Source organism: Nostoc favosum CHAB5714, assembly GCF_020829495.1.
GTDB lineage: Bacteria > Cyanobacteriota > Cyanobacteriia > Cyanobacteriales > Nostocaceae > Nostoc > Nostoc favosum.
On sequence record NZ_JAIVFQ010000127.1, the window covers coordinates 1 to 14,808 of the forward strand.

Here is a 14,808-nt window from a genome sequence, read left to right on the forward strand (position 1 = left end):
GTGGATACAGTCGGATGAGGATAGCCAAAACCAGCTGACTTCTGACTACTCATCTTCTTTGCGGGTAGAAAATCTTACCTGGTTAGGAGAAACATCTGTTGGAGAAGATGTAGAGCATTTTTGTGATATTTCAAATACAACTAGGATAGGCGTTTGGGGAGAAATCCTAGAACTAAAGTTAGTAGATTTAATTGCTGATTTACCGACTTGTTTGCACGATGCGTCATGGTTTGCCCTACTGGCAACTACCATGATGCTAGTGGATAAGGAACTAGACCGAGTATGCGTGCATCCACAAGATGAGTATTTTGCCCGGACTATCGCGCTTGAAATTTTAGCAGATTTGGGTGATTATTACTTAGCCAAAGGTCATCCTTATTTAGATTTTCCTCTATCGTTAGAAGACGCTAAATCATTACTGCCAGTTAATAGAAAGCAAGAGCTAGAAATCGAGTTAGATAAATTTATTATTGATACTTATGAAGACGATTTTGATGATGAATCTCCAGACCTTAATGAGTTTTCAACCATCTATTTACAAGAGATTTTAAAAGAGTTTTTTATTGAATTTGATTGGCAGGGTGATATCAATCAAGAGGCTGTTGCCCAACTCCAACAGAAGTACGGTTCGCAGTATTCAGAAGGTGCGTTTTCTCCTGAAACTGAGGGACACGAACGTTGGGGGAAAACGCTTGTTTTTCTCAAACAGTTTATAGGTCTGGATTCCAGTTTTATCGAAAGCCAGAGCGATTTATTCCTTGATGATGAATCTCAGGTGGCTGATTTACCTGATTACTTCTGTATCGAGTCTCATTTAGAACGTTGGCAAGACCGAACAGTTGTTTTATCACGGTTGGTTCATACTTTGGTTTATTTCATGCTGGTAGGGCGAAATTATCATCCCAGTCATCTGCAAGATTTGATGGCTATTCCAGCTTCCTCGCGGGCGATATCCAGCTTACAAGCTTGTTTGGGTGTAGCTGCTTACAGAAGTGGTTTTTATATGGCTGCTTATAATATTCCTGAATCAGAAGTTGGGCGCAACTGGCTTTTAGAAAAAGCTTTCCCTAGCCTGTGTGATTTTTATCAAACAGGTCGGTTGAGTGGGAAGCAATAATTAATATTTTATTGTTAGTTGACAAATACAAATTTATATTTATGAAAAACTACTTATTTATAGGATTGTTGCTCTTACTGATTGGATGTTCATCTCCAGAAAAAGAAGATAAAGTCTCGGCTGTCGAATCGAATTCTTCACCTACCCCATCATTATCCTCAGCTAATGTTAATAATGCTATGCCATCGCTAAATCCAGAAGCGTTGCCTGATTTATCAAATAAAGAGAAGCTTGGAGAAGTTAATGCAGAGAACGACTTAATTGACTTGTTCTATTTTGATGGTAATGGTGTGAAAGTCAGTTTAACTATAGCAGCTGATAAAGGTTGTTTTGTCTACGTGCGGCGCAGTACTCCAGACCGAGTTGGTGAGGTTGAAATTGAGTCATTACGGCGCGAGAAATTGGGTCTGTGGCGTTCGTATAACACTCAGCGACTTATAACTCAACCTGCTGGCAATAAACTAAAGGTTTATTCATCAAGTGAGGAACTTTATTCTACTTATGAAAATCCTGCTGTATCACAAGAACTCCTTGTGGCAGTGAAGGAATTGAAAGAGCGTGAAAAATCGTTTAAATTACTTTTACGTCAGGACTTGAGGGCAAGTGATTCAGCAAGACGAATTTATGTCAATCAGTGTCAGAAATTAGGTAATTTTTATTATAAAGAAGAACTACCTCCTCTCACAAAGAAGGAGAGGAAGGACTTTGAAAAGAGTGTAGAAAAAAGTACTGAAAATTAGTTATGAGAACAGTGATAATTGCTCCATCTGAATATTACTTTCAGTTGTAGTTACTTTAACAGGGTGTTTGTTCTTATTTGACGACCTTTTACCCCACCCTTCTTTCGCCGCGTGTTTGACTATGCGGGAACGGATATCAGCAGCTAGGGTTTCATAATCAGAGCGGATTTTTTCATACTGAATTGGGGTTGTACCAATCTTCTCCCACAGTTTATCGTATTTGAAATTCTCAAAAGGTCTGTGCCTGACGAGGGCATCATGACTTGCCCAGAGGTAAACATCTGTCCATTCAGATGAAAGCGGCACTTCAAAAGCAATTGGCATCATAAGTGCAACAACTTCGCTGCTAGAGGCGAGTTTACCTACTTCTCCCTTTTCTATCTCTTTTAACGCTGTATCTAATCTATCGACTGCGATCGCTTTTCCTACCCAGGACGGAATTGACTGTTGCCAGCCGTTCTGCTGAGTTACAATTGGCCCAGCTATGTATTGAACAATTTCATGACTTGCTCCTGCTAGATTAAGTAGACTGGCTGTTACAGCTTTGTTAATCCCTTGGCTGGTTAGTAGCTGAAGTATCTTTCTAGTGCTAGGAGTAAGAATTTCGCTAGCTTTTTGGCTTTTGCTGTTACGGATTGTTTCTTCGACATCGAATAAGCTTTGCTGCTGGTTCATATTCCTTATGTGTAAATAAATACTGCCAGCTAGAAATACTTCTAACTGGCAGTGCTTTTTGATAATGGATGGGTTTTGCTATGGCAGAAGTAGGTTATCCCAAACGCTTCTAGGAGTAACGTGATGCAGCAATTGCTTCCTTGCTTGAGTGAATTTAGCTAGCAATTGAGTGCTTTTTAATTTCTGCCACCAGTTGTGTTGCAGGTAGGTAAGCAGCCATAATTGTGTCTCGTGATTCCAGCTTGAGATGGAGTTACTCAAACTGAGTGCGTTGAGGATATCGTCAGGAGGGACTTCCAGTTGAGTTATGATTTCTTTTGAGATGGAAGCTAACATTGTGATGTTGGCGATCGCTTGACCAGGACTGCCTGAACTGATAGCTAGTATTTTTTCTGTTACCTCGATTTGTTGGTCTTTGAGGACAGAAATAACCTCCTCATCAGTTAGCCTTTGGAAAGGTATGATTTGACACCTACTCTTGATAGTAGGTAATAGCTTTTGAGGATAGGACGAGATCAGGATAAATATTCCAGTTTTCGGTTCTTCCAGCGTCTTGAGAAGTTTGTTGGCGGCGGTAGGGTTGAGCATATCTGCTTCGTGGATAATCACCACCTTTTGCTTGCCCTCGACTGCACTGGTTGAGAGAAATTCAATTACCTCGCGCACCTGTTCTACTCGAATAGCAGGTATACTTTTCTGCTGGGAGGTGTTTTCGGGATGGGTTGGTTTGATTTGTAAGATGTCTAGATGGTTATTTTCTCCTGCGATCGCAGAGCGACTCTCTCTTGGGAGTATCGCATTTGCGATCGCCAGAGCAGTTTTTCCTTTCCCTACTCCCTCAACTTGACTGCTAAATAGGTATGCAGGAGCAATTTTATTCTGTTCGATTGCTTCAGTCAGGAGAAGTTTGGCGGTATGCTGTCCGGTGATTTCTGTAAATGGGTTGTTTTTCATATCGTAGAAATTTCAGCAATTCGACTGGTTAGGTTGTCAACTCCGCTTTTGAGTTCGGCTTCGAGTTGTACAAGTAAAGTAAGACTGTTTTTAAGCTTTTGAACGCCTACAAACTTGACTTCCTCTTTGAGGTAATACAATCTTTTGGGATTTTTAAGTTCTGCTATTTCTGCAATCTTAGTATCAGATAATTTAGTTTCTACCCCAGCTTTGGTTATTAACCAAGTGCGGAAAATAGAGGTAAGTGTTGCTACTATTTTGAGCGGGTGTTCATTATTCTCTAGTAGTTTAGATACCTGCACTACTGCCAAATTTGGACGATTCCTTAACATAGCAATAGTAAGCTTTAGGTAGTCAGTATTATGATTACCAACGAGCTGTTTTACTTCCTCGACAGAGATTATTTTTCCGCTTGCATAAACAGCAAGTTTAGCGAATTCGCTATCGGCTCGTGCAGTGTTATTGCCAATTGCTTCGGCTAGGTAATCAGTGACATCTGGTGTGAGTTTAACTTGATGGATGGCTGCATAATTTCCTATCAAGTTAACTATCCCCTTTTTATCCCAACTAGAGACGAGGGGAAACTCTTCTTGTTGGGCATATTTTAGGATAGTTTTTACTACTGTCCTGCGCGAATCTGGCTTTTTATTACCAGTAATTAGTAGAATGTTGCTTGAAGGTATTCGGGAAAGGTGATTTTCAAGTTCTTGGTTATTATCTTCATTTGATAAACTTCCAATTAGAGAATCGCTGTCTGTATGAATAATTTTATTACCTTCTCCAAAGGGCAAGGTCATAACCTCAGTAAAGACTTTGGCAGCAATATTTTTCTCATTTCCAGATAGCTTGACGTAATTAAAAGCTTTCCATTCCGCATGAACATTTTGATTCACTAAATAATCAATTTTTTGATTGAGTAAGTAGCTATCTTCGCCGTAGTATAGATATACAGTCATGATAGATTAGATAAACATTTATTTATCAGGCGTTAGTCGTAAGCGGTGGTTTAAAAAAATAAGAGTTAGTATTAACTCTTTTCATATCCTTAGTATTTGTTATATAGCCGCTAGCAAAATGTAGCGATCAGCAAATACTTACACTTAATTTTGTACTGACTGTACTGACTTATGATTTGAGACTTTCTCAACAGGATTTTCTACTGATTGAGTACCCAAATATTTCCGCCAAGAATCCAATTGTTGGAGATACTCTATGACTCCACTAGAACCAGTTACCTCATATAGCGCAATAGCTGTTTCCCACTCCTTTAAGCTGGCTTTTTTCTTGGAAAGAATTTTGACTATAGCTCCTGGAAGTTTAGTCTCTTTACCAGTATCTAGATTTAGATGTGATACCCTTTCTAGTAATAGTTCTTGTTCGGATAAAGGAACACCACCATCTTCGATGTTTATAGTATGAAGTTGGGCACTAATTCCTGATAGAGGAAGAGTATGCTGAATTAATTTTTTAACTTTCTTGGTTTTAGCATTCCTCCTTTTTGGTTTAACGATAACTGGGTTGTTTGGGTCTGCAACTTCGTAACACTGGGGAAGTTCTAGAGAAAGTTGACCTGTTAAGTGCCATGATGCACTTCGTTTTTCTGGCGGGGTGATCCGGTACGAGAACTCAGCTGTTTTTCTCGCATCGCCAAATTTCCTTAATTTGACCCGCATCTTGTAGCTGATAATTCCTTGAATGTAGGTTTTTGGGTCTAATATTATTGGGTTTGTATTTTCCCACCACTCAATTTCAACAACGCGATCGCCATCTAATTCGTAGATAGTTCTAACTCTGGCATTAGGATGAGATGAAAGGAATGAGTTCACCCAAGCCCTTTGTTTTTTATTAAGCCTGGGCTTGCGATATGAGGATTTATTTTTCATTAATTACCTTCCCAATTTAAGAATAATATCTCCATTACTACATCAATAAATTAATGAATTTAATCAGTAAATTAATGACTGATACTGTGTTTTTTAATCTGATTTTTGATGACATATTTTTTGTTTGCACGAATGCCTGAAAATACTTCAATGAAAGCCAATTTGGTTGTAAAGCATTTGTCAATATTTACAAATTATTGAAAATTCATGAATTGAAAAAAGACTTGATATTTATTATTTTCAGTGCTTAGGTTAAATATCAAGTTTATTCATCTAGAAAAGAGATAGCTGACGTTTATTACCTTCTAGTATTTCAGGAGCGGCTATTTTGAGGATTTCTTCTCGCCTTTCTTTGATAATGTCAAGATAGTATTGAGGTGAATAGCTCTCATTAGTGCTAGTATTAGTAATACCTCTGAGTCCGTAATAGTAAATTACTACATCACCAGGTTTTCCTAATTTAAGAAGCTCTTTTTCCCCAACACGAATTTTGCGAGTAATGCAGAGTTTTTCTGTCGGGTATTTTCCTGATAAAATCTGCGATTTTACTTCTCTGAAATATTCCTCTGCCGTGGATTGGTTTTGGATTAAGTAGGTTAGATATTCAACAGGGAATTCTTTCTCTAGTTTTGAGCGAGAACGGCTTCTCCAACTACCTTTGCGGATAATCAAGTTATCTTTCAGCCATAACAGATAGTTCTTAGTTCCCCTTTGCGGAATAAACATTGCATTGGCAATAAACTCTAATTTGACGGTTATTCCTTTGGGTAATTCAGACTGAAGTGTGGCATACACTTTTTCTGGGTTGGGGTGAGTAAAGAACACCCCGTCAGTATCAACTTCTACAGGGATTGCACCAGCTTCATTGATTACCTCAATCATGAATTGTAGGATGCGCCGACCGTAAGCTGTTACTAAAGCGGCTGCTTCCATATCGTTGAAGGCGAGTTCCGATGTTCCGAAGAACCCAAACTGAGAATTAGCTAAAACTTTGGTGGATTCTCTTTTTTCCTTGGCAACAATGTCTCCGGTGCTGGCAACTTGTTCCAACCTTGATTTCTCATTTACCAAATATTGCAAGATGCTCAAGCCGATTCGCTTTGTATCTTTACGAGAGACAATTCCTTTCGACAATATGGTTTTGGGGTACATAGAACTGATATCGATGTATCCAACCTTTTTATATAGTCCTGGAATAGAGTAGGCTATCCCCCCTTGGAATTTATACTTACGGTCGGGTTTGGGTTTGTATTCTGGGTAGTGATGCGAGAATATTTGCTTCCACTTGGTGCCGTTACCAGCGAGGGCTAACTGCTGGAGGTTCATCCCCGGTACAACCAGTGCTTCATAGTGGTATGAAGGCACAAGTCTGTTAGCTATGAGTTGCGTATCTTCCAAGTCGTAAATAAGGTAATGCTTGATTTTCTGCCATCCCCTACTACCAGAATCGGCTTTCCAGCAGGCGAGAATTTCTTCATAGGGGAGAACCAGTCGCGCTTGCTTACGCAATCCCATTTCCAGTACCACCTGTTTAAGCGATCGCCCGTTAGTAAGTTCCTTGGCGACAAAATCCCACCTGAGAACGCAGATAAAGATATCTACGTGTAGGCAGTTGCGGATGAATACCTCCCGAATTTCCAGTGGTTCGCCGCGTACTTGGGCAGTTCGGATAGTGCGCTTCTTAGATGCAATTCCAAATGGATGGGAAATGCCATGTAACTCGCAGCGGGTGATGAGAAACGGTAGGTCAAATTCTGTTCCATTGTAGGTGTAAATTACTTCTGGTTTGCTTGCTTCTAGGTGTTTGAAAAACTCCAGGAGGATTTTACTTTCAGCTTGATCCATAAAGATGGCAATCTCCCCTATCTCCCTCATACAGCCAATTGCATAGATACGATTTTCTCTTGAGTTTATCCCTGCCGTCTCAATATCGACTACCAGAGTTTTGAGCGCCCCGTAGGTCGGAATATTTACTGTGGGATGCCACTCAGGTATTGGGGTAGTATCTGACCAGAATATGTCGAGTCTTTCCTCATCAACGATAATTTTATTACCAGATTTGGTAATAAAATCTCGGTGGTTGTAATTCATAATCTCAAAAATCAATTACTCTTTTTTGGCATGAATCCTTGTGGTTTAGTTGGTGGTTTCTTTGACGATAAAAATACCTCAAAAATTATGTCTAGATTATTAGGAAGTGCGAATATTGAAAGCGGCTGCGTATGTGGTTCTTTTTCTTCTAATAGTGCGGTCATAATCCTGTACCAGGGTACTGCTGCTAATATTGATGTTGTTGCTGTAAGCAGCCATACTGGAAATTCGCGTACTTTTAATTGGTTGTAAGTATTTTTAAGCTTTGAATTGTATTCCAGCCATGCAAATGCTACTAATTCTTTGAGAAGGTCTTGCCTACCATTGCTGTATATATATTTGCACGCTTCATCTACACATCGCTCATGAGTTTGTTTGTAAGCAATTGTTATTTCTAGCATTTGGATTTTTTCTGCTTCTGGTACTTTCCATTCGTTAATTGAGTCATTGCTGTATAAATTTTTGGCACAGCTAGAGGCAACCGCTAAAATACAGTCAAGGTTTTTTCTAAGTCTGTCAATCTCTAGCAGGCAGTCGTTAAAATGCGCTATTCCATTACTGCATTGAACTGAACTTCCCTTGATTTGTTCTGATAGCTGTCTGGTGGCGAATAGTCCATCGATAGTAAGTGTGCCATTAATGGCTATATCTAAAATTTCGAGAAAACGTTTTTTAAATAGTGCAAGGGTTTGTTTACGATCTAAGGTTTTAGGATGGGAATAGATAACTCCGCTAATTTCTGATTTATCGGGACATTGATTTCCTACGCCTGGAAAATGCCTCCAGTAAGGTGGCATTTTTTCACCTTTGGCAAGGCATAATTCGCCAAAACATTTGGAGCATCGCGGTAATTCGTCAATATACGTATCGAAATCTGCGATCGCTGCTGGTAATTCAAGTCCTGTACGAAGGCTAATTGCTTCAACTGGCATAATTTTAATCAGATACTTCCAGAATGCCAGTTGTTAAATTTTGTTGTGGTATTACTTGATATCTTAATTTTTTGCTTCCCAGTCAGGGCAGTCTTTATTAATATTGAGGCTTACTGCACAAGGTAGATATTTCTGTAGATGCAAGTGTATTATATTTAATGTAATTTTTGAATAAGCCTCAAAAAATCTTTCCCCAAAGTTTTTATTGGGGAAAGTAAGTGTTTTTACAAAGTGACGAACATTTGAATTAGGCAGTTTGTAATTGAGACTTCATCTGAAGCTCTTGTACCATTTGTACCCATGCAGGTGCTTTTTTACCTTTAATGGGAGTAAGATTGTTCCAATGCCTTTCGAGTTCAGATTGGGATAAATGTGGGAGTTGTTCCTTACCCCAATTGATAGCATCTTGGATTGTTTTCCAATTAGTCCAAGGTTGTTTTTCTTCTTTGATATTGCTTAACTCAATGAGTGTCGCTTCCAACCAAAGTTTAGCTGCCTCCGAGTCACGCATTAACTGTTGTCTTGACATTAACAGGGCAATACTTGCCTGAATCTGGGTTAGTTCCCACATCTGAGAAATAGTAACGAGTTCCTGCCAAGTGTCTTCCTCCAGTTGAGTAATTTCTCTATTATCAGGAGCAGTTTTAGCCACTAGCAGGTCTTTGAGAAACCCAGTTAAACTTGAGTATATGACGAATGGGTTTTTGCCATACTCAATTAAGTCTTGGAGGATTTGTAAGTTAGCTGTTACGTCTCCTTTAGCAAGGTTTTCTGTTAGGGTAAGTAGGTCATGTTCGGGAACGACACCTGATAATTCCCAAACCCAATTTGGTGTGATTTCATCTACTCCCAGGTTGCTCAATTGATCGAGCAATACAAGACAGTTGCGAATAAAACCTCCATAAGACTTGACGATCGCCCAAATACCAGGTGCGTTAATGTTGATGTTTTCGTTCTGGGCAACTTTTGATAAATACTGAACAAGTGTTTCTAGTTCTACTCTCCTAAAATCAAACTTTTGACAGCGCGAGATGATAGTTTCAGGAACCTTGTGTATTTCAGTTGTGCAGAAGATGAAAACTACATGACGGGGTGGATTTTCAATAGTCTTGAGGAGTGCTTGCCACGATTGACTGCTTAGGGCATGACATTCATCAATAATGAAAATTTTGTACCTTCCCTCAACTGGTGCAAACTGGGTAGTGGAAATTAACTCGCGGATTGTTTCTACCCCGCTATTGCTGGCAGCATCTAACTCAGTTACATCCAGGGAAGAAGAGGCTGTAATTCCCTTACATGAATTGCATTCTCCGCAGGGCTTGGTTGTTGGCTCCTGGGTTGACTGGCAGTTGAGGGATTTAGCCATGATGCGGGCGGTGCTAGTCTTGCCTGTGCCTTTGGGGCCGTTAAATAGGTAGGCGGGTGCAATCTTCTGGAGTGCGATCGCCGTCCCTTGCGCGTCTTTTTTAGGAGAAGGCGGGCGTTGCGCGATCGCGGAGTGACTCCCTCCTGGGAGTATTGCATTTATGAGAGTGCGGACGATATGTTCCTGCCCGATAACTTCATTAAGGGTCTGGGGACGGTACTTGAGATGTAGTGGTTGGTACATAATTATCGATGATAAACGGGTGTTTTATTTACTCCCTACCAGTGTGGTTGGTAGGAAGTTTGATTTTTTAGGCAGTCGCCGCTTCTTTTTTCGTTCGTGGCGATCGTGAGGTTGACTTACCTTTGGTAGTATCTTTCGCTACCACGGATGGCGTTTCTATTTGAGGAGTTTCACTATCGTCTGTTGCCTGTGCCACATTTGTTACTTCTTCAGTGCTAGGCTCAGTTTGAGTGCTAACTTCTGTTACTTCTTCAGTACTAGGCTCACTTTGAGTGCTGACTTTTGCCTTTGTACTTTGGCTATTTACTTTTCCAAACCCCTGCTTGATTTCTACAGGCATTACCAGATACAACTGATTGAGCAGTCCTCCCATTGGGCAGACAATGACTGGTTGCGTGGGTTTGTTGCACCGCACCACGATTTCATCAGTACTGATATGCTTTAATCCTTCGATAAGGTAGTCGATGTTTAATCCAATACTGATGTTTTCTGAATTACTAGTTACTGATTTCATCAGTACCGAGTCAACTGCATCCCCGATATCAGTAGCTTCAGTGTATAGTGTTGCCTGTGTAGCTTCCAATTCCCAGAGGATTTTGACAACCTTTTGCTTGCGTTCGGCTAGATAACCTACCCGCTTGAGTGCGCTCTCAAATCCCTTGCGCTCTAATGTAAATTCATACTCAAACGACCGGGGAATCAAGCTATTGATTTTGGGATATTCTCCCTCCAGAAGCCGGGAAATGAGCTTTGTATTAGGAAGGGTAAACTCGATAGTTCTATCTGATAGAAGAATATTGCACACGCTCGTATCTGCGCTTTGAGAGAGAATTTTGTTTAACTCGCCAAGTGACTTACCTGGAACAGTAAAGTTGATTGGGTCAGAATATTCGCTATCGAGTGTTCCTGTTACTAGCGCTAATTTGTGACTATTTGTACTAGCAGCTTGCCACTTGTTGGCATCAATTTTGAAGTTGACACCAGTTAAAACCAACTTTGTTTCGTCGCTGCTGGCGCAATAGAGTGTCCCTTCAAGTGCAGCTTGGAGTTTCTTGGCACTTAAGTTTATCTCTGTTGGATTTTCTGCCTTTGGAAGTGTTGGGAACTCGTCAGATTTTCCGCCAATCAGTCGGCACTTACCGCTATTGTGAGTAATTATGCAGGCTTGATTTTCTACTTCTAGGGTAATTTCGCCTTTAACATTACTAACAGTATCAGTTAGTAGTTTGGCAGGAAGTGCTACCTGACCTGAAGTTTCGACGTTAGCGGTGGTTGTAGTATGAATTGTGAGGTTAAGGTTTGTGCCTGTTGCTGATACTATCCCGTCTTCGTCTGCAATCAGTAAGATATTTCCTAAAATTGGGTCAGTGGGTTTAGGACTGATTGCGAGGTAAGCGGTTTCTAGAATTTCTGCGAGTTTAGATTGTTCAATTGTTAGTTTCATTTGTTACTTGATTTTTAGTGGATGATTTCTTAACGGGCGCTATTTCTAGCACCCTTTTTGCTTAGATGAGGTAGTTTGTTTTAGTAAGGCAGTTCTTCCATCTCAGTACTGTATGCTGTATAATCATGACCTTCTGTACTAGGAGGAAGTGCTGCTATTGGCATATCGGCTGCACCTATGAGGCGGTTATGTTCTGCTACAACGGTTGATGTTTTACCGATGCGGTGAGAGAATTCGGGATTTGCCTGCATCGTTGTTTGGATATCGATTTCTTTGGCCTCTGAGAAGAATTCAAGAAAATCGCTGCCATCGGGGTTTGGTGATTTGTAGGAAGTGACAACTGCTACCCAGGATTTATCTCTTTGGTTAACTGCTTCTTTCGGTTCAAGGGATGGTGTGAAGGTGGGTTGAAATGCACCAAGGCGATGAAACTCTGCACGTTTTTCAGCAACAGTTGTATCAGTAAATCGGGCGAATGCAACCTCTAGTTCGCGTTGGAACTGTTTGTAAGCCTCGCCAAATTTTGATGATGCAACGCCTTTGATTGACAAGACAATTGGTACTGAGTGCAGGTTGTTATTATTTTCATCGACAAGTTGCAACAAGTAGAATCGTCTCAATACTGCGGCATCTTTGCCGAGTGCTTGGTACATTTCGTACCCATCAGGTGATTCGTACACCCCCACAATTTTGCCATCATTGCGCTGCTCAATATATCTAGGAGAAACATCAAGAATGTGCATTCTGGGCGATTGCAACAACACTCCCATTTCTGGCGTACCGCTGGAGAAGGTGTGCTTGTGTGTAGGTTCTTGTCCTTGCCAGTTAATTCCTGCTAAATACTTATCTTTTATAAACAACCCAACTTTTTCTGCTTCCATGTGGTTGATGACTTGGCAGATGCAGATATTGCTAATCGGCGCATTATACTCAGGATTGGCAAATTTAGAAATAGCTGATTTACGCTTTTGTATGTTTGCCCCATTCTGAACGGTTTGTTGAGGAGGTTCAGACTCTGAGACTGTGCTTTCTTCAGTAGTAGGTTTTGTTTGATTTCTTGCCATAATTTTAATTAATTGAAATCAATCTTTAATGCGTCAAGCAAAAAGCCGTTGTAAAAAATAAAAGTCGTCTGTTAGAAAGACGACTTGAAAGATTTATTAATTTTTCGCTATTTAGATACAGTTTTCATCATTTAAACTTTAGAATCTTTAATCGAGAAAACCTCGCAATCGCTTGTGGACGTAAACCCTCTCGCAGTGCTGTTCTCAATGCACTCTTTCTTTAATTCGGTAAAGTTTTTCATGTGAGTGTCTTCCTGAATAATTCCAGTTTTGGTGTTTAAAAGTGTCTGATATATTTGCTGAAGATTGATGATGATTTGTCTAAGAACAGATGTATTTTCAGTTGTGAAAGTCAGTGACACAGATGTTGTGCTTGAATTGTGAATTGCAACTGTTTGTTCTTCCGGTGCGCCATAAGTTGTTATGTGACTATCTTTACCAGGAATAAATCTGTAGGAAGCAATAGTTTCAATTGCCATATTTATCTCCTTGTTCGTTGGGGTTTAATTTCAAGCATTTTATTAGTAAGTTTGGTGACATTACTGACTTTCCAACCAGCAAGCTTGCACTTAGTAACTGCTAGTTCTAATTCTTGCTGTGTAAGGGTTTTGTATCTCGTATACTTTCCCCATTTAGGGAAGATGTACGTGACATACCTAGTTTCATCAATTTGGCAGTACGCCATACGCTTGTAGTACACTATGGTTTAATTATTTTGACGATTCTAGTAGCTACATTTGTAGGGTTATTTGAACTCAAAAAGGCATCTTTATCTACCAACTCGATATAGCTCTTATTGCTCTGTAGCCACTCTTTTAAGCTTTGATACTTACGGTTGAAGAAAACCGACTCAGGTACGACTGAAACTAATACACCACCTGATATAATTAACTTCCAAGCTTGATAGATATGCTCGACAAGTTCGCAAAATGGAGGATTCATGATACAGGCATTGTATAAATGACTGGGGTTAAACTCCAGAAAGTTTTTCCCTACGAGATTAAATCCTTTGAGTTCTAGAATTTGTCTTAGATTGTAATTCACTTCAACTACCTCTAGTTGGACATTGGAGTAGGTTTTAGTGATATATTCAGCAATATTTCCGCTACCAGCGCTAGGCTCTAAAATTCGCCAATTCGGTTCAATATCTGCCAGTTGAACAAGCCGTTGACAGACTGGTTTGGGAGTAGGGAAGAAATCTCCAGATTTCATACCAATGATTTCTAACTCAAGCTTATTAAGTTGTTGCTTTGTAGTATCAATTGCTTCAGCTTTTACTACCTGTTGAATTGCTGTTATTGCTGATATGATTTCGCCTGATGTATTTAACCCCGCGCGACTGAGAGATTTTACCCAGTCTTGGTAATATTCGCCTTCTAGTATTTCTTGGACTTTTTGGCTAGTTTCTCCACTTTGAGAAATCCTAAATAGCACTTCCACCTGTGATTTACGAGATATACCGCGTAGTATTGGTGGGATATTTCCTATTTCCCACATTTGTGCGATCGCAAATAGCCAAGACTGGATAATCTCAAGTTCAATTCCTTCTTGGATTATCCCTTGAGCTATGGTTTTACGGCGCTTTGTTGCCCTTTGATTCCCAATAGCAGGATTTTTCTTTTGGTCAATAGTTGACTGCATTGAGGCAGCTAGCTTGCGGAGAGTTTCTGCTTTTTCTAAGTTAGGAATATTGAAAATATCTAGTGATGAGTTATCCTCGTTGTAGGACAGATTCAGTAGAGATAGTTGCATTGCTAGATTCCTTTAAATCTTTAACGGCGCATTTAAGAATTAGGGAGGTTGGTACTTTCCAAGTTTTTACCTCCCATTCAGTAGCTAATCGTTCTGAGTGACGGATCACTGCACTACTACATTTGTTTTTTCGGAGAAGCCAATCTCTAAATTTTTCGGCTTGTTCTTTGGTATCAAACCCGAAATAGCTGGTTTTCCGGTTTCCCAAGGGATCAGTAATAGTTGCTACCCGGCGTGAGAGAATATTGAGTGTCCAACCACCGTTAGAAGTGAGTTCGATTTTGGTGATATTTAATTCTGTTGGATTCATAATTCCACTTCAGGAATTGCTGCTAAATATTCCGTAGTTGATATTTCTCTTGCCAGCCATTTGTCATTTGCTTCTTGAGGAGTTATTTTGTCGGCTAAATATTTCTTTTCATTGTTGTCTCCTATAAAAGGAGCGATTGTTTCTTCTAGCCGTTCTTTGAAAGCCAAATGTTTATTTTCAGACTAAGTAAACTGGTAAATGCTATCAGTGTTGATGAACAAGTAAACTAGGCTAATT

The 14,808-nt window shown here is 40.0% G+C and carries 15 protein-coding genes; 2 read left to right on the forward strand and 13 right to left on the reverse strand.

The genetic code is table 11. The annotated features are described in order from the left end of the window. Positions 1 to 1,117, forward strand: a 1,117-nt coding sequence (locus LC586_RS35890; protein WP_229490295.1) for a hypothetical protein, incomplete at its 5' end; no start/stop codon positions are given. 41 nt (positions 1,118 to 1,158) lie between these two features. After that, positions 1,159 to 1,857 carry a hypothetical protein gene (locus tag LC586_RS35895; protein ID WP_229490297.1) on the forward strand — a complete coding sequence of 233 codons (699 nt, stop codon included), beginning with the start codon at positions 1,159 to 1,161 and terminating at the stop codon, positions 1,855 to 1,857. On the opposite strand, the gene LC586_RS35900 is transcribed toward LC586_RS35895, so the two are convergent. From LC586_RS35900 to LC586_RS35960, 13 genes are all read right to left on the reverse strand, one after another. Beyond that, positions 1,858 to 2,532: a hypothetical protein gene (locus tag LC586_RS35900; RefSeq protein ID WP_229490299.1), complete on the reverse strand. Its 675-nt coding sequence runs from the start codon at positions 2,530 to 2,532 to the stop codon at positions 1,858 to 1,860. Positions 2,533 to 2,610: 78 nt separating this feature from the next. After that, positions 2,611 to 3,486 carry a DNA polymerase III delta subunit-related protein gene (locus LC586_RS35905; protein WP_229490301.1) on the reverse strand — a complete coding sequence of 292 codons (876 nt, stop codon included), beginning with the start codon at positions 3,484 to 3,486 and terminating at the stop codon, positions 2,611 to 2,613. Next, positions 3,483 to 4,442 (reverse strand): DNA polymerase III subunit delta, encoded by a 960-nt coding sequence (gene holA / locus LC586_RS35910; RefSeq protein ID WP_229490303.1) that lies wholly within the window; start codon positions 4,440 to 4,442, stop codon positions 3,483 to 3,485. Before holA ends, LC586_RS35905 begins: the two co-directional genes overlap by 4 nt. Positions 4,443 to 4,586: 144 nt before the next feature. Then, complete coding sequence (locus LC586_RS35915) at positions 4,587 to 5,369, reverse strand: hypothetical protein (protein WP_229490305.1); 783 nt, start codon at positions 5,367 to 5,369, stop codon at positions 4,587 to 4,589. A 273-nt stretch (positions 5,370 to 5,642) separates the two neighbouring features. Beyond that, the gene (locus tag LC586_RS35920) at positions 5,643 to 7,460 is read right to left on the reverse strand and encodes a 3'-5' exonuclease (RefSeq protein WP_229490307.1); all 1,818 of its coding nucleotides are present in this window, start codon (positions 7,458 to 7,460) and stop codon (positions 5,643 to 5,645) included. Between the two features lie 11 nt (positions 7,461 to 7,471). Beyond that, positions 7,472 to 8,392, reverse strand: a complete 921-nt coding sequence (locus tag LC586_RS35925; protein ID WP_229490309.1) for a hypothetical protein — start codon at positions 8,390 to 8,392, stop codon at positions 7,472 to 7,474. A 247-nt stretch (positions 8,393 to 8,639) separates the two neighbouring features. Next, positions 8,640 to 10,001: a DNA polymerase III subunit gamma/tau gene (dnaX, locus tag LC586_RS35930; protein ID WP_229490311.1), complete on the reverse strand. Its 1,362-nt coding sequence runs from the start codon at positions 9,999 to 10,001 to the stop codon at positions 8,640 to 8,642. A gap of 67 nt (positions 10,002 to 10,068) precedes the next feature. Further along, positions 10,069 to 11,445 (reverse strand): DNA polymerase III subunit beta, encoded by a 1,377-nt coding sequence (dnaN, locus tag LC586_RS35935; RefSeq protein ID WP_229490313.1) that lies wholly within the window; start codon positions 11,443 to 11,445, stop codon positions 10,069 to 10,071. 80 nt (positions 11,446 to 11,525) lie between these two features. Continuing rightward, a complete protein-coding gene (locus LC586_RS35940; RefSeq protein WP_229490315.1) occupies positions 11,526 to 12,509 on the reverse strand; it encodes a DUF5895 domain-containing protein in 984 nt (327 codons plus the stop codon). A 131-nt stretch (positions 12,510 to 12,640) separates the two neighbouring features. Then, positions 12,641 to 12,988 (reverse strand): hypothetical protein, encoded by a 348-nt coding sequence (locus LC586_RS35945; RefSeq protein ID WP_229490317.1) that lies wholly within the window; start codon positions 12,986 to 12,988, stop codon positions 12,641 to 12,643. A 220-nt stretch (positions 12,989 to 13,208) separates the two neighbouring features. Beyond that, positions 13,209 to 14,261 (reverse strand): DNA methyltransferase family protein, encoded by a 1,053-nt coding sequence (locus LC586_RS35950; RefSeq protein WP_229490318.1) that lies wholly within the window; start codon positions 14,259 to 14,261, stop codon positions 13,209 to 13,211. Continuing rightward, positions 14,221 to 14,571, reverse strand: coding sequence for a hypothetical protein (locus tag LC586_RS35955; RefSeq protein ID WP_229490320.1), 351 nt, complete (start codon positions 14,569 to 14,571; stop codon positions 14,221 to 14,223). Before LC586_RS35955 ends, LC586_RS35950 begins: the two co-directional genes overlap by 41 nt. After that, positions 14,568 to 14,738, reverse strand: a complete 171-nt coding sequence (locus LC586_RS35960; RefSeq protein WP_229490322.1) for a hypothetical protein — start codon at positions 14,736 to 14,738, stop codon at positions 14,568 to 14,570. Before LC586_RS35960 ends, LC586_RS35955 begins: the two co-directional genes overlap by 4 nt. Positions 14,739 to 14,808: the final 70 nt, after the last annotated feature.